At 71.1% G+C, this 17,606-nt stretch carries 14 protein-coding genes, 1 other RNA gene and 2 pseudogenes; 2 read left to right on the top strand and 15 right to left on the bottom strand.

Going from position 1 to position 17,606, the window contains the following annotated elements:
* Positions 1-4 precede the first annotated feature (4 nt).
* The 11 genes and pseudogenes from glnL to LRS07_RS10040 all read right to left on the bottom strand — a co-directional run bounded on the left by glnL (position 5) and on the right by LRS07_RS10040 (position 10,791).
* Positions 5-1,096, bottom strand: a complete 1,092-nt coding sequence (gene glnL, locus LRS07_RS10090) for a nitrogen regulation protein NR(II) (protein ID WP_260501784.1) — start codon at positions 1,094-1,096, stop codon at positions 5-7.
* Positions 1,097-1,140: 44 nt separating this feature from the next.
* Positions 1,141-1,620, bottom strand: coding sequence for a hypothetical protein (locus tag LRS07_RS10085; protein ID WP_260501783.1), 480 nt, complete (start codon positions 1,618-1,620; stop codon positions 1,141-1,143).
* A gap of 217 nt (positions 1,621-1,837) precedes the next feature.
* Positions 1,838-3,253, bottom strand: a complete 1,416-nt coding sequence (glnA, locus tag LRS07_RS10080) for a type I glutamate--ammonia ligase (RefSeq protein WP_260501782.1) — start codon at positions 3,251-3,253, stop codon at positions 1,838-1,840.
* A gap of 250 nt (positions 3,254-3,503) precedes the next feature.
* Complete coding sequence (locus LRS07_RS10075) at positions 3,504-4,313, bottom strand: competence/damage-inducible protein A (protein WP_260501781.1); 810 nt, start codon at positions 4,311-4,313, stop codon at positions 3,504-3,506.
* Positions 4,310-5,170 (bottom strand): EI24 domain-containing protein, encoded by an 861-nt coding sequence (locus LRS07_RS10070; RefSeq protein ID WP_260501780.1) that lies wholly within the window; start codon positions 5,168-5,170, stop codon positions 4,310-4,312. Before LRS07_RS10070 ends, LRS07_RS10075 begins: the two co-directional genes overlap by 4 nt.
* Before the next feature lie 87 nt (positions 5,171-5,257).
* The gene (locus LRS07_RS10065; RefSeq protein ID WP_260501779.1) at positions 5,258-6,235 is read right to left on the bottom strand and encodes a sterol desaturase family protein; all 978 of its coding nucleotides are present in this window, start codon (positions 6,233-6,235) and stop codon (positions 5,258-5,260) included.
* A gap of 10 nt (positions 6,236-6,245) precedes the next feature.
* Positions 6,246-7,021 (bottom strand): annotated as a pseudogene (locus LRS07_RS10060) (polysaccharide deacetylase family protein).
* Entirely contained in the window at positions 7,005-8,015 is a 1,011-nt protein-coding gene (locus LRS07_RS10055) for a YVTN family beta-propeller repeat protein (protein WP_409450640.1), read from the bottom strand. The pseudogene LRS07_RS10060 and the gene LRS07_RS10055 overlap by 17 nt, the downstream one beginning before the upstream one ends.
* 130 nt (positions 8,016-8,145) lie before the next feature.
* Positions 8,146-8,964, bottom strand: a complete 819-nt coding sequence (locus LRS07_RS10050) for a TIGR00266 family protein (RefSeq protein WP_260501778.1) — start codon at positions 8,962-8,964, stop codon at positions 8,146-8,148.
* Positions 8,965-9,050: 86 nt separating this feature from the next.
* On the bottom strand, positions 9,051-10,160 hold the full coding sequence (locus LRS07_RS10045) for a glycosyltransferase family 9 protein (RefSeq protein WP_260501777.1): 1,110 nt from the start codon (positions 10,158-10,160) through the stop codon (positions 9,051-9,053).
* Between the two features lie 43 nt (positions 10,161-10,203).
* Positions 10,204-10,791 (bottom strand): DNA-3-methyladenine glycosylase, encoded by a 588-nt coding sequence (locus LRS07_RS10040; protein ID WP_260501776.1) that lies wholly within the window; start codon positions 10,789-10,791, stop codon positions 10,204-10,206.
* Between LRS07_RS10040 and acuI the strand changes: the two genes are divergently transcribed.
* Positions 10,790-11,785 carry an acrylyl-CoA reductase (NADPH) gene (gene acuI / locus LRS07_RS10035; RefSeq protein ID WP_260501775.1) on the top strand — a complete coding sequence of 332 codons (996 nt, stop codon included), beginning with the start codon at positions 10,790-10,792 and terminating at the stop codon, positions 11,783-11,785. The genes LRS07_RS10040 and acuI overlap by 2 nt on opposite strands.
* 350 nt (positions 11,786-12,135) lie before the next feature.
* Here acuI and ssrA read toward each other — a convergent pair.
* The 4 genes and pseudogenes from ssrA to ompA all read right to left on the bottom strand — a co-directional run bounded on the left by ssrA (position 12,136) and on the right by ompA (position 14,688).
* Positions 12,136-12,509, bottom strand: a transfer-messenger RNA (tmRNA) gene (gene ssrA, locus LRS07_RS10030).
* A gap of 17 nt (positions 12,510-12,526) precedes the next feature.
* Positions 12,527-13,201, bottom strand: coding sequence for a phosphoglycolate phosphatase (gene gph / locus LRS07_RS10025; protein WP_260501774.1), 675 nt, complete (start codon positions 13,199-13,201; stop codon positions 12,527-12,529).
* Between the two features lie 5 nt (positions 13,202-13,206).
* Positions 13,207-13,914, bottom strand: coding sequence for a bifunctional 2-polyprenyl-6-hydroxyphenol methylase/3-demethylubiquinol 3-O-methyltransferase UbiG (gene ubiG, locus LRS07_RS10020; RefSeq protein WP_260501773.1), 708 nt, complete (start codon positions 13,912-13,914; stop codon positions 13,207-13,209).
* 112 nt (positions 13,915-14,026) lie between these two features.
* Positions 14,027-14,688 (bottom strand): annotated as a pseudogene (ompA, locus tag LRS07_RS10015) (outer membrane protein OmpA).
* A gap of 281 nt (positions 14,689-14,969) precedes the next feature.
* Here ompA and gyrA point away from each other — a divergent pair.
* Complete coding sequence (gene gyrA, locus LRS07_RS10005; RefSeq protein ID WP_260501772.1) at positions 14,970-17,606, top strand: DNA gyrase subunit A; 2,637 nt, start codon at positions 14,970-14,972, stop codon at positions 17,604-17,606.

Raw genomic sequence — 17,606 nt, 5'->3', positions numbered from 1 at the left:
CAAATCAAGGCAGGGGGATGACGATCTTGAACACCGTGCGGCCGGGCTGGCTGTCGCATTCGATCGTGCCCTGGTGCTGTTGCACGAAGGTCTGCGCCAGCGTCAGGCCGAGACCCGACCCGCCATCGCGCCCCGACACCAGCGGGTAGAAGATGCGATCGCGGATCGACTCGGGAATGCCCGGACCGTTGTCCTCAATATGCAATTCCAGTGCCAAACGCCAGCGGCGTTTGCCGATGGTGACCTGCCGTGCGATGCGCGTCCGCAGCCACAGCACCGCATCGCCCTCGGCCGTGCGCTCGGCCAGCGCCTGCGCGGCGTTGTGGGCGATGTTGAGCACCGCCTGGATGAGCTGCTCGCGGTCGCCGCGGAACTCGGGGATGGAGATGTCGTAGTCGCGTTCGACGGCCAGGCCGCGCGGGAACTCGGCCATGATCAACGCGCGCACCCGCTCGCAGACCTCGTGGATGTTGACGTCGCCGACCACGTGCGGCCGGCGATGCGGGGCCAGCAGCCGGTCGACCAGCGCCTGCAGGCGGTCGGCCTCCTGCACGATGACCTGGGTGTATTCGGTCAGTTCCCGTGAATCGAGCTCCATCGCCAGCAGCTGCGCCGCGCCGCGGATGCCGCCCAGCGGGTTCTTGATCTCGTGCGCCAGGTTGCGGATCAGTTCCTTGGTCGCCTGCACCTGGCCGAAGGTGCGCTCCTCCCGGTCGAGCCGGGTCTGCTGCTCGATCTCGACCAGTTCCACCACCATGCGCTCCGGCGAGTCGGTCTGGTTGACGATGACCTGCACCGGCAGGCTGTCCGGGTGCGAGCCGGCCGGCCGGCGCAGCACCGCGTCGAAACGGGCGGTGGCGTATTCGTTGCGCGACACCGCCTCCAGCGTCTCGGCCAGTTGCTGCGATTCCACCAGCCAGTCGGTCAGCCGTGCCTTCAGCAGCGCCTTGCGCGACAGGCCCAGCACCGTCTCGAAGCTGCCGTTGGCGAACAGGCAGTCGCCGCGCGGGCCGACGATGGCGACCATGGTGGCCAGCAGGTCCAGCCCCTCGTGGCCGGGGGGCAGGCGGGCGGCGGAGCGCAGCAGGGTGATCATGGACGCGAAAGGGACCCGGCGCGGGCAGCCCCGCGCCGGTGGGGTCAGGGCGCGTTGGCCGGCAGCTTGCCGATCTCGCGCCGGATGGCGGCCAGGTCGGCCTCCTTGCGGGCGATCTGCAGCTTCAGCTGCTCCACCCGGTCGAGGTAGCGCTGGTAGTTGCGCTCGTTGCCCTGGCGCTCGGGCTCGCCGTTGTTGTACTCCTGCAGCAGCGCGGCCAGTTGCTCCTCGCCGCGGCGCAGTTCGTCCTGCAGGATGCGGCGGGCCTCGGCGTCGCGGGCGCGCTGCTCGTTGGCGTTGATGCGGGCGGTGGCCTGCGCGGTGGCCGGCATGACGCCCGAGGCCGCCACCGCCGGCGCGCGGCCTGCCGCCGCCGGCGGCGTGCGCATGACGGTGACCGGCGCGCCTTCGACGGTGCGGCAGCCGCGGTCACGCGCCTCGTTGGCCGACAGGCTGTCGGTGTAGAGCACCGGCGGCCCCGGGCAGCGGTAGACCGCGCCCTGCGCCAGCGCCGGGGCCTGCACCCCCCACCAGCACGGCGAAGGCGGCGGCCACCGGCCACCGGCGGCGGGCGCGACGGCACGCCGTCATGCCCATGGCCTGGTCCATCGCTGGGTCATCACCTTCCTCCCCGGAGAGCACGGGACATCGCATCGCCGTCGATTGTGGACCAGCCAACAAAAAGGGACGGCGCCTGCCGTCCCTTCTCCGTGACGACGGCCGCACCGGCGGCCGCCTTCATCACAGGCTGTAGTACATGTCGAATTCCAGCGGGTGGGTCGTCATGCGGAAGCGCTGCACCTCCTGCATCTTCAGCTCGATGTAGGCGTCGATGTAGGAGTCGGTGAAGACGCCGCCCTTGGTCAGGAAGGCGCGGCCCTTGTCCAGGTACTCCAGCGCCTGCTCCAGGCTGGAGCACACGGTCGGGATCTTCGCGTCCTCTTCCGGCGGCAGGTGGTAGAGGTCCTTGGTGGCGGCCTCGCCCGGGTGGATCTTGTTCTCCACGCCGTCCAGGCCGGCCATCAGCAGCGCCGAGAAGCCGAGGTACGGGTTGCACAGCGGGTCCGGGAAGCGGGCCTCGACGCGCCGGCCCTTCGGGTTGGCGACGTACGGGATGCGGATGGAGGCCGAGCGGTTCTTCGCCGAGTAGGCCAGCTTGACCGGCGCCTCGAAGCCGGGCACCAGGCGCTTGTAGCTGTTGGTGCCGGGGTTGGTGATGGCGTTGAGCGCGCGGGCGTGCTTGATGATGCCGCCGATGTAGTACAGCGCGAACTCCGACAGGCCCGCGTAACCGTCGCCGGCGAACAGGTTCTTGCCGTCCTTCCACACCGACTGGTGCACGTGCATGCCGCTGCCGTTGTCGCCGACGATGGGCTTGGGCATGAAGGTCGCGGTCTTGCCGTAGGCGTGGGCGACGTTGTGGATGACGTACTTCTGCAGCTGCAGCCAGTCGGCGCGCTGCACCAGCGTCGAGAACTTGGTGCCCAGCTCGTTCTGGCCGGGGGCCGCGACCTCGTGGTGGTGGACCTCGACGGGGATGCCCAGCGATTCGAGGATCAGGCACATCTCCGAGCGCATGTCCTGGAAGCTGTCCACCGGCGGCACCGGGAAGTAGCCGCCCTTGACCGCCGGACGGTGGCCCATGTTGCCGCCTTCGATGGTGGCGCCGGTGCTCCACGGCGCCTCTTCGGAGGTCACCTTGACGAAGCAGCCGGACATGTCGACCTGCCACTGCACCTGGTCGAAGATGAAGAACTCGGGCTCGGGGCCGAAGTAGGCCGCGTCACCGATGCCGGAGGCCTTCAGGTACGCCTCGGCACGCTTGGCCAGCGAACGCGGATCGCGCTCGTAGGGCTTGCCGTCGGTGGGGTCGAGCACGTCGCAGGACAGGATCAGCGTCGGCTCTTCGAAGAAGGGGTCGATGTTGGCCGTGTTGGGGTCCGGCATCAGCAGCATGTCGGAGGCCTCGATGCCCTTCCAGCCGGCGATGGACGACCCGTCGAAGGCATGGCCCGACGTGAACTTGTCTTCGTCGAAAGCGGAGATCGGCACGCTGACGTGCTGCTCCTTGCCGCGGGTGTCGGTGAAGCGGAAGTCGACGAACTTGACTTCGTGCTCCTTCACCAGGTTCAGCACGTCGGCGACGGTCTTGGCCATCAAAGAATCTCCTGAGGGGGACGCTGGGGGATGGAAAACGGGGGACGAAACAGGCAGTGAAAAGGGGCCCCCTTCACTCGGGAAGCCCCTCTAAAAAACGCACTGGAATGTAGCAGAACCCATGCCAGTGACCGGGCGTTTTCCGAGGCGGCTCCGGGCCGTCGGCAGGGCCCGCGGCGACTGGGCGGCACGGTGTTGCAAGACCTGCCTGGACAGCACCAAGAATGTGCGACTACGCGGGACGCACGCGTCAGTTAGGTGCATCTGCACGCACCATCTCGGCGCTGATTTGACCGCCCTCGGCCAGCACGCCGGCGCGCAGCACGTCATAGGCCTCGGCCAGCGATGCCGCCGCGCCCTTGACGCCCAATTCGATGTGCCGTCCCCACCGGGGGTGGTCCACGCTCGGCAGGCTGAAGACCTTGACGCCGGGAAAGCGCGCCTCGACCGCCTCCATCAGCGGCGTCAGCGCCGCCTCCATCGCGCCCTGCACGATCAACGACCGCTCGCCCTGACGCTCGCTGCCGTGCCGGTCGGCCAGGCGGGTGTCCAGCACCCATTCGATCATCGGCCAGGCCATGACGGGGAAGCCCGGCACGAAGAACACGTTGCCCACCGAGAAGCCCGGGATCTTGTTGTACGGGTTGGGGATGATGGCGGCGCCTTCGGGGAACACGCCCATGTTGAGGCGGTGCCGGTTGTCCTCGCGGTCGGGGTCGAAGGTCTGGCCCTGCTCGGCCGCCATGTCGCGCATGCGCTGCTCGATCAGCGCCTTGGCCTCGGGGTGCAGCGCCAGCGGCACGCCCAGCGCGGCGGCCGCGCACTGGCGGGTGTGGTCGTCCGGCGTGGCGCCGATGCCGCCGCAGCTGAAGACCACGTCGCCGCCCGCGAAGGCGTCCTTCAGCGCCGCGGTGATCGACGGCCGGTCGTCGCCGACGTAGCGGGCCCAGCCCAGCGACAGCCCGCGGGCGGTGAGCAGCTCGATCACCTTCTTCAGGTGCTTGTCCTCGCGCTTGCCGGACAGGATCTCGTCGCCGACGATGATGAGGCCGATGGTCATGGGGTGGGCAGTTGCTCGAGTGGTGTGGGGACGGCGGGGGGCGCTGCGGCGGGGCTGGCGGCGGCCGCCGCGCGGCGGCGTGCCAGTGCGGCCAGCGCATAGTGCGCGAACCACAGCGCCGAAAACGCGAAGACCAGGGTGTACAGCCAGACCGACACCACGATGAGCAGCGGCGCGAAGACCAGGGCCAGCGCGCTGGCCGCCCACAGCAGCGAGGGTGCCGCGCCGAGCAGGCCGGTGGCGATGCCGATGCCCCACAGCGGCCAGCGGTGCTCGGCCACCAGCGCGCGGCGTTCGGCGGCGTCGGCGTGGTCGGCCAGCACCTCGAAGCTGAAGCAGCGGTAGCCCAGCCAGCCCCAGATCAGCGGCGGCAGCACCAGGGCCAGCGGCGGCACCAGCCACAGCGGCAGGGTGGCGATGAGCGCCAGCAGGGCCAGCAGCGTGCAGCCCAGCGACACCGCCAGCCCCTGCCACAGGCCCGCGCCGTGGCGGCGTTCCAGCGTGGGAAAGCGGCGCGCGGCCACCAGCCGGGTCAGCGCCGGCGTCATCAGCGTGGCGACCAGCAGCAGCGTGACCAGCACGATCACCGGCACCGACAACGCCACCACCACCAGCGGCGCCAGCACGCTGCGGAAGCCGCCAGCACCGACGGCGTCCAGCCAGCCGAGCACGGCGGCGACCAGCGACCACGACGCCAGCGCGTCGCGCACCGCATCGAGACCCGGCTCCCAGAAGAACCAGCCCAGCAGCCCGGCACCGCCGGCCGCGATCAGCAGCGGCAGCAGCGACAGCAGCACCACCCGCGGGTGCAGGCAGTACAGCGTGGCGCGCCAGAACGAATCGACGAGGAGGGTCATGTCAGCCCCTCGTCCGACGGGCGCGCCGGCCGATCCGCCGCAGGGATACGGGCCGGCTCGGGAGCGGCCCGGCGCCCGGCCCGCGGGTCATGAGAACAACCGCTTCAGCCCCAGCCACTGCTGGGCCCAGAAGCCGCGGCCGTAGTCGCGGGCGCCGTGCTCGGGCAGCTGGTCGCGGATGCCGGTGGGGCCGACGCGGTCGGAGAAGTCGCCGCTGCGGAACAGCGTGTCCCAGAACGAGAACAGCACGCCGAAGTTGCGGCCGCCCAGGCTGCCCGGCCCGCGCGATTCGTGGCCGTCCCCGATGCTGTGGTGCAGGCGGTGGAAGCGCGGGCTGACCAGCACGCGCGACAGCAGCGGACCGAAGCTCAGCCGGGTGTTGGCATGCGACAGGCTCTCCAGCAGCTGCGTCACCGCGATCACGCCGACGAACTGCCCGGGCCCGATGCCCACCCCCAGCGCCGCCACCACGAAGACGACATCGCGCAGCAGGTCGTCGAGCAGGTGGTTGCGGTTGTCGCTCCACATCGTCATCTGCCGCTGGCTGTGGTGCAGCGCGTGCAGCTGCCACCACCAGCGCCAGCCGTGCTGCGCCCGGTGCAGCCAGTAGTCGATGAAGTCGAACAGCAGCAGGTAGATCAGGAAGCTGACCAGCGCGCCGTCGGTGACGCCGGGCCACAGCGCGTCCACGTGCAGCGTCGGCAGCCCGGCGGTGCGCAGCCGGCCGAGCAGGCCGTCGAGCAGCGGGTCGATGGTGAAGAACAGCACCAGCCGGAACAGGCCCAGCCGGTGCAGCAGGGTGTAGGCCATGTCCACCCGCACGGCCTGGCGGTCCTGCAGCGGCTCGGCCGGCCAGCGCCGCTCCAGCCAGCCCATGAGCAGCACCATCAGGCCGATCTGGATCAGGCCGACCAGCAGCCAGCCGGTGCCGGCGTAGGCGTCCTCCATCGCGCTGGCCTCGCCGAGGGCGAAGAGCAGCGGCTGCACCACGCCTTCGTACAGCGCCTGTTGCGCCTGGCCGAAGGCGTCGGCCAGCGCGTCGAGGGGGGCGGACAGCAGGTTCATGCCGAACAGGTCAACGCGGCGCGGGCGCGGCGGTGGACATCGGATGCTCGGCCAGCGTGGCGAAGCAGAAGCCGCGCGACTTCAGTCCCTGCAGCAGCGGCCGCAGCACCGCCGGCGCCCACGGATCCTGCCGCGACCAGATGCCCAGGTGGGCGACGAGGATGTCGCCGGCGCGGACGTCGCGCAGCGCCCTGGCCAGCAGCGCGTCGTTGGGATGGCGGTCGCTGGGCAGCTCGTCGCCGAGGAAACCGGCCGGCGACCAGCCGACGTGGGCGAAGCCGCACGCCTTGGCCGCCTTCAGCAGTGCGGGCGAGGTGCGGCCGGCCGGGGCGCGGTACAGCGGCAGCGCGGCCTGGCCGGTCATGGCGCGCAGGCGTTCGACCGGTCGGCGCAGCTGCTCGCAGTAGGCCGCGGCGTCCAACGTCTGGACCGTCGGCGGGCGCAGCGCGGTGGCCTTGAAGCGGAAGCGGCCGTCGGGAGCGTCGGCCTGCCAGACCAGGTGGTCCCAGGTGTGGGAGCCGAAGGCATGGCCTTCGGCCGCGCGCTCGCGCCACCACGGCGCCCAGCGGTCGTCCAGGCTGTGGCCGCCGTCCTGCGTCGGCTCGGCGGCGAGGAAGAAGGTGACCTTGACCTGCTCGCGCTTCAGCACGTCGGCGATCAGGGGGCGACGCCCATGTGGCCGGTGTCGAAGGTGAGGTAGACCGGCTTCCGGCACGCCGCGGCGGCCGCGGGCCCCAGGGCGCCGGCCAGCAGCAGCCCGACCAGGACCCTAGACGCGCCCGGCATGCGCAAGCGTCCACACCCCGTGCGGCGAGCGGCCCACCGGCACCTGCCGCACCACCTGGCGCGTCTCGGTGTCGATGACGGTGAGCTTGCGCGCCCAGCGCGAGGTGACCAGCAGCGTGCGGTTGTCGGACATGAAGTCCATGCAGTCCGGGCCGCCCGGGGCCGGGTAGGTCGCGACCACCTCGAAGCGCTGGATGTCGACCAGGCCGATGGTGTTGGCCACCCGGTTGCTGACGAAGACGTGGCGGCGGTCGCCGCGGGCGCGGAAGGCGTGCGCGCCGGCGCCGGTCTTCAGCCGCTTGACCAGCGCCGGCGTGGTGCCGGACACGTCGTAGACCTCGACCACCTCGTCGCCGGTCATGCCGATCAGCAGGTGGCGGTCGTCGGGCGTGAGGTACAGGTCCGCCGGCATCTTGCCCACCGGCACCTTCCAGCGCGGCGCCTGCGTGGCCAGGTCGATGGCGATCAGCTCGTCACTGTCCTGCATCGTCGAATAGACCACCGTGCTGCGGCTGTCGATCGCCAGGTGGCTGGGCGTGCGCGCGGTGGCGATGCGCCTGGCCAGCAGCAGCGGCTCGGCCGCCTGCGGTTGCCAGCGGTAGATGTCGACGTGGTTGAGCCGGTTCGCCGCGGTGACGAACCACTTCATGTCCGCCGAGAAGCGCAGGTGGTAGGGGTCGAGGATGCCGGTGACGGTGCGCTGCACCGCCGCCGTCACCGGGTCGATGAAGGTCAGCGAATCACTGAGCGCGTTGGCCACCAGCAGCGACTTCTCGTCCGGCGTGAGGTAGAGGTGGTGCGGTTCCTTGCCGGTGGGGATGCGCCGGGTCTCGGTCCAGGTCGCCGGATCGATCACGCTGACGCTGGCGTCCAGCGAATTGAGCACGAAGACCGGCGGCCGCGCAGTGGCCGTGGCAGCCCCGGGAGCCGACGCCCCGCCGGCGACCGGCTGGGCGCGGGCGCCGAACCCCGCCCCACCGAGACCGGCGGCCAGGGCCAGGGCACGGCGGTGGAAGAGGCGGCGCAGGGGGGATGCAACGGTCACGGACGAACTTCCAGCAGGCGAAGCTGCGATTGTCGCCGGGCGGCCCCCTTCCAAAGGCCAGGGCTGCCTCGCAAAACCCTCAGTCGTCGTCGCCTCCGCCGAGGATGCCGCCCAGCAGGCCGCCGCCGGCCAGGCCGCCGATCACCGAGCCCTCCTCGCGCGAGCCGCCGGTCTGCGGTGCGGCGGCGAACACCCGCGAGGCCAGCCGCGAGAACGGCAGGCTCTGCAGCCACACCGTGCCCGGCCCGGTCAGCTTGGCGAAGAACAGGCCCTCGCCGCCGAACAGCGCCGTCTTGATCTTGCCGACGTACTGGATCTCGAAGTTGACGTTGGGCGTGAAGGCGACCACGCAGCCGGTGTCGACCATCAGCGTCTGGCCCGGCTGCAGCTCGCGCTTGAGCACGCTGCCGCCGGCGTGCACGAAGGCCAGGCCGTCACCCTCGAGCTTCTGCATGATGAAGCCCTCGCCGCCGAAGAAGCCCACCGACAGCTTCTGCTGGAAGTAGATGCCCAGCGACACGCCGCGCGCGGCGCAGAGGAACGAGTCCTTCTGGCAGATCAGCATGCCGCCCAGGCGGGCCAGGTCCATCGGCAGGATCTTGCCGGGGTACGGCGCGGCGAAGGCGATGCGCTGCTTGGCGGTCGCCTGGTTGCTGTAGACGGTGGTGAACAGCGACTCGCCGGTGAGCAGCCGCTTGCCGGCACCCAGCAGCTTGCCGAACAGGCCGCCGCCGGCGCCCTGCCGGCCGTCGCCGAACACGGTGTCCATGGCGATGCCGGCGTCCATGAACATCATGCTGCCGGCCTCGCCGACCGCCGCCTCGCCGGGGTCGAGCTCGACCTCGACGAACTGCATCTCGCTGCCCTTGATCTCGTAGTCCACCACGTCCATGGCCATGTCGCGCTCCTGCTCCCGTGCGGGGTCTCTTGGAAAACGGCGCGGATGCTACGGCATCGCACCGGCACGGCGGCCGACCGAGGGCGTCAGTGGGGGCTTGCGCCGGACTCGGCCAGCAGCGCGTCGACCAGCCGCTGCACGTGGTCGACCGTGACGTCGGCGACGAAGGAGTCGTCGTGGCGGCAGCGCTGGGAGACGTTCTCCAACCCGCAGGACGGGCAGTGCAGCCGCCACGACACCGCCACGCGGTGCCGGCCGACCGCGGTCGGCCCCCAGCTGCGCAGGTTGCCGATCCAGAACACGCTGACCGTGGGCGTGCCCACCGCCTGCGCCAGGTGCACCGGTCCGGTGTCGTTGGACAGCAGCAGCCGGGCGCGGGCGAGCAGCGCCGTCAGGCCGCCCACCGACAGCCGTCCGGCCAGGTCCCGGGTGCCGGCGGGCAGCCGGGCGGTGAGCTGCGCCGTCAGCGCCGCCTCGTCCGGGCCACCGTTGACGGCGAGCGCCAGGCCGCGCGCGGCCAGCGCGTGGCCCACCTCCGCGAACGCGGCCAGCGGCCAGCGCCGGCGCACGTCGGTGGCGCCGGGATTGAGCACGGCGAGGGGTCGGCCGTCGGGCGGCACCACGGCCGTGGCTTCGTCGAGGTCGCAGGCGCGCAGGGCCAGCCGCGGCAGCAGGCCGGCCGGCGGCGCCCCGGCCAGCGCCGCGCATTCCAGCAGCCGGAGCGCCTCCGGGTGGGGCTCGTCGTCATGGTGCAGCCAGCGCTCGAGCGGTACGGCGTCCGCGCTGCGCAGGCCCACCGTGTGGCGCGCGCCCCACCGCAGCACAAAGGGGTTGCTGTGGCGGCCGCCGCCGTGCAGCTGCAGCGCGAGGTCGAGGCGGCGGGACTGCAGCGCGGCCACCACGGCGTCGGCGGCACACCCGTCCGCGTCCGGCGCCGCCGTGACGCCCGGCACGGCCGGCAGCACCAGCACCTCGTCCACCGGCCCGGGCCGGCCGCGCAGGAAGTCGTGCGCCCAGGGCCTGGCCAGCAGCAGCAGGTGCGCGTCGGGGTAGGCGTCGCGCAGCGACTGCAGCGCCGGCAGGGCGACCACCACGTCGCCGACGGCACCCGCGCGCAGCACGGCGATGCGCCGCACGCCGTCGAAGCGGGGCAGCACGTCGAAGTGGGTGGCGGCGGGCTCGGGGGCGGGTGGCACGAGCGGGCTCAAGGCAGCGCCCGTGCCCGCAGCACCGACGGCCTCAGATGCGCCGGCTGAGGTGCCGCGAGCCGGCGAGCGCGAAACGCCAGGGCTGGTCCACCGCCGTGCGGATGCCGATGCGCGGACCGCAGGCGACCTCGGCCGGCCGCTCCGGCGGCTCGAGGGTGAAGGGCGGCGCATGCAGCGGCAGGCCGTCCAGCGCGCGCGTCACGCCGAGCGCCTGGCCCAGGCGGCCCGGGCCGGCGCACAGCAGGCGCTCGTCGTCCAGGCCGCGGCGCTCGCGCATGCGGCCCAGCCCGGCGGTGGGCTGCAGCGCGCGCAGCAGCACCCCGGCGCCCTCGCCCGCCGGCCGGCAGACGAAGTTGAGACACCAGTGCAGGCCATAGGAGCGGTAGACGTAGGCATGACCCGGCGGACCGAACATCGCCGCGTTGCGCGCCGTGCGGCCGGCGTAGGAATGCGACGCCGGGTCGTCCTCGTGGTAGGCCTCGGTCTCGACGATGACGCCGCCGACGCCGTCGATGAAGAAGCGCCAGCCGACGAGCGTGCGCGCCACGTCCACAGGCGACAGCGCGAAGTCCGGTGCGTGGCTAGGATCGACCGGCTGCAGAACCAAAGGAGACGGCATGTTCCAGGCGTTGCTGATCGAGAAGGCCGGCGAGAAGGCGGGCGAGGCCCAGACGGTGCGGCTGGCCGCGCTGGAGGACGACGCCCTGCCCGAGGGCGAGGTGACGGTGCAGGTGGCGTATTCCACCCTCAACTTCAAGGACGCGCTGGCGCTGACCGGGCGCAGCCCCATCGTGCGGCAGTACCCGATGGTGCCGGGCATCGACTTCGCCGGCACCGTGCTCGACAGCCGGTCGCCGCGCTTCAAGCCGGGCGACGAGGTGCTGCTCAACGGCTGGGGCGTCGGCGAGGGCCACTGGGGCGGTCTGGCGCAGCGGGCGCGGGTGAAGGCCGACTGGCTGCAGCACCGGCCACCGGGCATGAGCGCCCGCGACGCCATGGCCATCGGCACCGCGGGTTACACCGCGATGCTGTGCCTGATGGCGCTGGAGGAGGCGGGCATGACGCCGGCGCAGGGCGAGGCACTGGTCACCGGCGCCTCGGGGGGCGTGGGCAGCATTGCCATCGCCCTGCTGTCGCGCCACGGCTGGCAGGTCACCGCCGCCACCGGCAAGCCCGCCGAGGCCGATGGCCTGAAGCGGCTGGGGGCGACCGGGCTGCTCGACCGCGCCACCCTGTCCGCGCCGTCGGCCAAGCCGCTGCAGAAGGAACGCTGGGCGGTGGCGGTCGACAGCGTGGGGTCGCACACGCTGGTCAACGTGCTGGCGCAAATGAAGCAGAACGGCGCGGTGGCCGCCTGCGGCCTGGCGCAGGGCATGGACCTGCCCGGCAGCGTGGCGCCCTTCATCCTGCGCGGGGTGCGGCTGCTCGGCGTGAACTCAGTGCTGTGCCCGCTGGGGCGCCGGGAGCGCGCCTGGCAGCGGCTGTCGACCGACCTCGACCTCGGCCTGCTGGCGCCCTGGGTCGAGGAGATCGGCCTGGACCAGGCGCCGGCCACCGCCGAGCGCTTCATGACCGGCAGCGTGCGGGGCCGCATCGTGGTGCGGGTGGGGTGACCTGTCCGACCCCCCGGTGGAGCGCCCTCCGGCGAGGGCACCCGCCGCCTCCCCCGAAACACCCGCCGCGGGGCGATGGGCGACGGGCGGTGCCGTGGCCACCATGGCGGCCATCGACAGGAGGAACGCCATGACCAGCCCCAACGCCAGCACCACCGACGGCCCCGCCGCCGACCCGGCCCTCCTCGAGGATGCCGAGGACCGCTACCGCGGCTGCGGCTGGTTCGAATCGAGCGCCGAACTGGCGCAGGGCCTGCTGGTGGTGGAAAGCCGGGAGCCCGAACTGGTGCTGGAGATCTACTTCCCCAGCGTGGTCAGGGGATCGGCTGCCCCTGGCAGCCGATCGAGAGTGGTGGAGCCGGCGGGAATCGAACCCGCGTCCGCAAGCCATCACCGGACAGTTCTACATGCTTAGTGCTCTGGTTTGAGTCTCGCCCCACCGCCGCGCAGGCACACGCTGCGGGAGGGGCCAGTCACCTAGGTCTCACGCTGCACCAAGTGACCCGATGCAGCGCCAGCCGATGTGAATGACTTCTCAGCCTAGGATCTTGCGATCTTCGGCCCGGCCCATCGGCCTGCCGTTGAGAAGCTCACCGGTGTTAAGCGGCGAGGGCGAAACGTTCGTCGTTCGCAGTTACTTTGTTTCCAGATGGATTTACGAGCGAACTGGTGCTCGGCATGCCCTGCGCCGGATCCGTACCCACGTCGAAACCAGGTCGGCCCCAGGAGGAACCGCTGAGTTTAGGGCATGCGCAGCCATTGCAAGAGCGCGTGGGGACGTTCGAGCACCGCGTCGGCACCCCAGGCGCCGATCGGCTCGGCCTCGCCCAGGTAGCCCCAGGCGGCGGCGAGGGTCGCCATGCCGGCGGCGCGACCCGCCTGGACGTCGCGCAGGTCGTCGCCCACGTAGACACAGGCCGCCGGCGGCACGCCCAGGCGGCGAGCGGCCTCCAGCAGCGGGTCGGGATGCGGCTTCGCCCGCGGCATGGTGTCGCCGCAGACCAGCACCGCGGCGCGGTCGTCCAGTCCCAGACCGGCGACGATCGGGCGGGTGAAACGCTCCACCTTGTTGGTGACGATGCCCCACGGCAGGCCGCGCTCGTCCAGGGCCTGCAACACCGGCCGCATGTCGGCGAACACGCCGGTGGCCTGCAGCAGCCCGTCGGCATAGGTCGCCAGGAACTCGTCCTTCAGCGCGTCGAAGTGCTCGTCGCCGGGCGCGAGCCCGAAGGCGGCGCCCACCATGCCGCGGGCGCCGGTGCCGACCATGGGCCGCAGGCGCGGGTAGGGCAAGGGCGGCAGGCCGCGCCGGGTCCGCATCGCGTTGGCGGCGGCGGCCAGGTCGGGCGCGCTGTCGATGAGGGTGCCGTCGAGGTCGAACAGGACCGCCTGGATCGGCGACGGACCGGGTCCCATCGCGGTCATGCGGCTCGCTGGCAGGCCACCAGGTAGTTCACTCGCGTGTTGCCGCTGAGCCGGTAGCGCTGCGTCAGCGGGTTGTACTCCAGCCCCCGGGTCTCCTGCAGCGCCAGGCCGGCCGCGCGGCACCACTGCGCCAGCTCGCTCGGCCGGATGAAGCGGTCGTACTCGTGGGTGCCCTTGGGCAGCAGGCGCAGCAGGTGTTCGGCGCCGACGATGGCGTACAGGAAGGCCTGCGCGTTGCGGTTGATCGTCGAGAAGAAGACCCAGCCACCCGGCTTCACCAGGTCGGCGCAGGCCTGCACCACGGCGGCCGGCTGCGGCACGTGCTCCAGCATCTCCATGCAGGTGACGACGTCGAAGGACGCCGGCGCCTCCGCGGCCAGCGCCTCGGCGGCCACCTCCCGGTAGCTCACCCGGTCGGCCCCGGCCTCCATCGCATGGAGCATCGCCACCTTCAACGGCTTGCTGGCCAGGTCGATGCCGAGCACCTCGACGGCCCGCCGCGACATCGCCTCGGCGAGCAACCCGCCGCCGCAGCCCACGTCCAGCACCCGCTTGCCGGCCAGCGTCGCCAGGCGGTCAATCCACTCCAGCCGAAGCGGGTTGATCATGTGCAGCGGCTTGAATTCGCTGTCGGCGTCCCACCATCGGTGGGCCAGATCGCTGAACTTCGCGAGTTCCTGCGGGTCGACGTTGGAGGGGGTCATGGCGGCATCGTAAAGCGACGGGACAGGCGCCGCGCCGGCGGGTCCGCAAAAAAAAAAAACCCCGCCGAGGCGGGGTTTGCCGGCAGCCCGCGCGGGCGGGCTGCACGAGGCGTCAGCGCTTGGTGCGGGTGCCGACGACCTCGATTTCCACCCGGCGGTTCTGGGCACGGCCCTGGGTGGTCTTGTTGTCGGCCACCGGCTGCTTCTCACCCTTGCCTTCGGTGTAGACGCGGTTGGCTTCGATGCCCTTGCTGGTCAGGTAGGCCTTGACCGCTTCGGCACGGCGCACCGACAGGCGCTGGTTGTACGCGTCGGTGCCCACCGAGTCGGTGTGGCCGACGGCGATGATCACTTCCAGCGCCAGGCCCTGGGTCTTGCTGACCAGGTCGTCCAGCTTGGCGCGGCCTTCCGGCTTGAGGGTGGCCTTGTCGAAGTCGAAGAAGGTGTCGGCGGCGAAGGTGACCTTCTCGCTCACCGGCGCGGCGGGCACGACGGCGGCCGGCGCGGGGGCGGGCGCGGGCGCCGGGGCGGCGGCACGGGGGGGCCGGCGCGGGGGCGGGGGGCCGGCGCCGGCGGGCGGATGGCGCCGTCGCAGCGCTGGTCGGCGGTGGCGGGGGTCCAGGACCCGTTGCGCCAGCACAGTTCGTTCGTGCCGTTCTTCCACACCGTGCCGTCGCCCGCGCGCCAGTTGTCGTTGGACTGCGCAAAGGCAGCCAGCGGGGCGACGAGGGCCGCCGATGCGAACAGCACGGCTACTTTGTTCAGATTCTTCATGATTCTCCTCTCAAGGAAAGCCGCAGATGCCTGCGAAACGTCCAAATCGAAAAGCGGCAATAGCTTGGCAAAACCCTGTCAAGGGCATCACCGCGGACGGGGCATTGTGCCATCGGGCCGTCAAGTGCAAGGGTTTTTGACGGAGAGGGCTGGTGGCACCCGAATCGGTGTTGCTCAGGAGCTACAGGACTCGACCTTTAGAATCACAGCTTCACGCCCCCGCCCGTGCTGGCAGCGGCCGTGCCGAGTCCGCACGGCGCGCCACACCCTCCCCGCTCTCGATGAACCCCTTCGCCAAGGAAACCCTCCCCGTCAGCCTCGAGGAGGAGATGCGCCGGTCCTACCTGGACTACGCGATGAGCGTGATCGTCGGCCGGGCGCTGCCCGACGCCCGCGACGGGCTGAAGCCGGTGCACCGCCGCGTCCTGTTCGCGATGCACGAGCTGAACAACGACTGGAACCGGCCGTACAAGAAGTCGGCGCGCATCGTCGGCGACGTCATCGGTAAATACCACCCGCACGGTGACCAGTCGGTGTACGACGCCATCGTGCGCATGGCGCAGGACTTCTCGCTGCGCCACATGCTGGTCGACGGCCAGGGCAATTTCGGCTCGGTGGACGGCGACAACGCCGCCGCCATGCGCTACACCGAGATCCGCCTGGCCAAGGTGGCGCACGAGATGCTGGCCGACATCGACAAGGAGACGGTCGATTTCGGGCCCAACTACGACGGCTCCGAGAAGGAGCCGCTGGTCCTGCCCAGCCGCCTGCCCAACCTGCTGATCAACGGCTCGGGCGGCATCGCGGTCGGCATGGCCACCAACATCCCGCCGCACAACCTGAACGAGGTGGTTGACGCCTGCCTGCACCTGCAGAAGCACCCGCAGGCCACGCTCGACGAGCTGATGGAGATCGTGCCGGCGCCGGATTTCCCGACCGCCGGCATCGTCTACGGCCTGGCCGGCGTGCGCGAGGGCTACCGCACCGGCCGCGGCAAGGTGGTGATGCGGGCCAAGTGCCACTTCGAGGACATCGACCGCGGCAACCGCCAGGCGATCATCGTCGACGAGATCCCGTACCAGGTGAACAAGAAGACGCTGCTCGAGCGCATCGCCGAGCTCGTCAACGAGAAGAAGATCGAGGGGATCAGCCACATCCAGGACGAGTCGGACAAGTCCGGCATGCGGGTGGTGATCGAGCTCAAGCGCGGCGAAGTGCCCGAGGTGGTGCTCAACAACCTGTACAAGCAGACGCAGCTGCAGGACACCTTCGGCATGAACATGGTGGCGCTGGTCGACGGCCAGCCCAAGCTGTGCAACCTCAAGCAGCTGCTGGAGATCTTCCTCGAGCACCGCCGCGAGGTGGTCACCCGCCGCACCGTGTTCGAGCTGCGCAAGGCGCGCGAGCGCGGCCACGTGCTCGAAGGCCTGGCGGTGGCGCTGGCCAACATCGACGAGTTCATCCGCATCATCCGCGAGTCGCCGACGCCGCCGGTGGCCAAGCAGGCGCTGATGAACCAGGCGTGGGACTCCTCGCTGGTGCGCGAGATGCTGTCCCGCGCCGAGGGCCAGACCGCCGGCGGCCGCCAGGCCTTCCGGCCCGAGGGGCTGCCGCTGCACTATGGCCTGCAGGCAGACGGCCTGTACCGGCTGTCGGACGACCAGGCGGGCGAAATCCTGCAGATGCGCCTGCAGCGCCTGACCGGCCTGGAGCAGGACAAGATCATCGGCGAGTACAAGGAGGTGATGACCCAGATCGCCGACCTGCTCGACATCCTCGCCCGGCCGGAGCGCGTCACCGCCATCATCGGCGACGAACTCACCACGCTGCGCACCGAGTTCGGCCAGACCAAGGTGGGCGCCCGCCGCACGCACATCGAGCACAACGCGCAGGAGCTCGGCACCGAGGACCTGATCACCCCCACCGACATGGTGGTGACGCTGTCGCACACCGGCTACATCAAGAGCCAGCCGCTGGCCGAGTACCGGGCCCAGCGCCGCGGCGGCCGCGGCAAGCAGGCGACGGTGACGAAGGAAGACGACTGGGTCGACCAGCTCTTCATCGCCAACACCCACGACTGGATCCTCTGCTTCAGCAACCGGGGCCGTGTCTACTGGCTCAAGGTGTGGGAGGTGCCGCAGGGCGGCCGCGCCTCGCGCGGCAAGCCCATCGTCAACATGTTCCCGCTGCAGCCCGACGAGAAGATTACCGTCGTGCTGCCGCTGACCGGCGAGTTCCGCACCTTCCCGGCCGACCACTACGTGTTCATGTGCACCGGGCTGGGCACGGTGAAGAAGACGGCGCTGGACGAGTTCAGCAACCCGCGCAAGGCCGGCATCATCGCCGTCGACCTGGACGAGGGCGATCACCTGATCGGCGCCGCCCTGACCGACGGCCACCACGACGTGATGCTGTTCTCCGATGGCGGCAAGGCGGTGCGCTTCGACGAGAACGACGTGCGGGCGATGGGCCGGGGCGCGCGCGGCGTGCGCGGCATGGCGCTGGAAGAGGGCCAGCGGGTGATCGCCATGCTGGTGGCGGAGGACGAGCTGCAGAGCGTGCTCACCGCCACCGAGAACGGTTATGGCAAGCGCACCCCGATTGCCGAGTACACCCGGCACGGCCGGGGCACCAAGGGGATGATCGCCATCCAGCAGAGCGAGCGCAACGGCCGCGTCGTCGCCGCCACCCTGGTGCGGCCGACCGACGAGATCATGCTCATCACCGACCGCGGCGTGCTGGTCCGCACCCGCGTCGCCGAGATCCGCGAGTTGGGCCGTGCCACCCAGGGCGTGACGCTGATCGCCCTGGACGACGGGTCCAAGCTCACCGGGCTGCAGCGCATCGTGGAGAACGACGCCGCGGCCGACACCGATGCGCCGGCCGATCCCGAGGCGGACGCCGGCAGCACCGAATGA

Source organism: Aquabacterium sp. J223 (genome assembly GCF_024666615.1).
In the GTDB taxonomy this organism is placed as follows: Bacteria; Pseudomonadota; Gammaproteobacteria; order Burkholderiales; family Burkholderiaceae_C; genus J223.
This window is presented reverse-complemented; position numbering and strand designations above follow the sequence as displayed.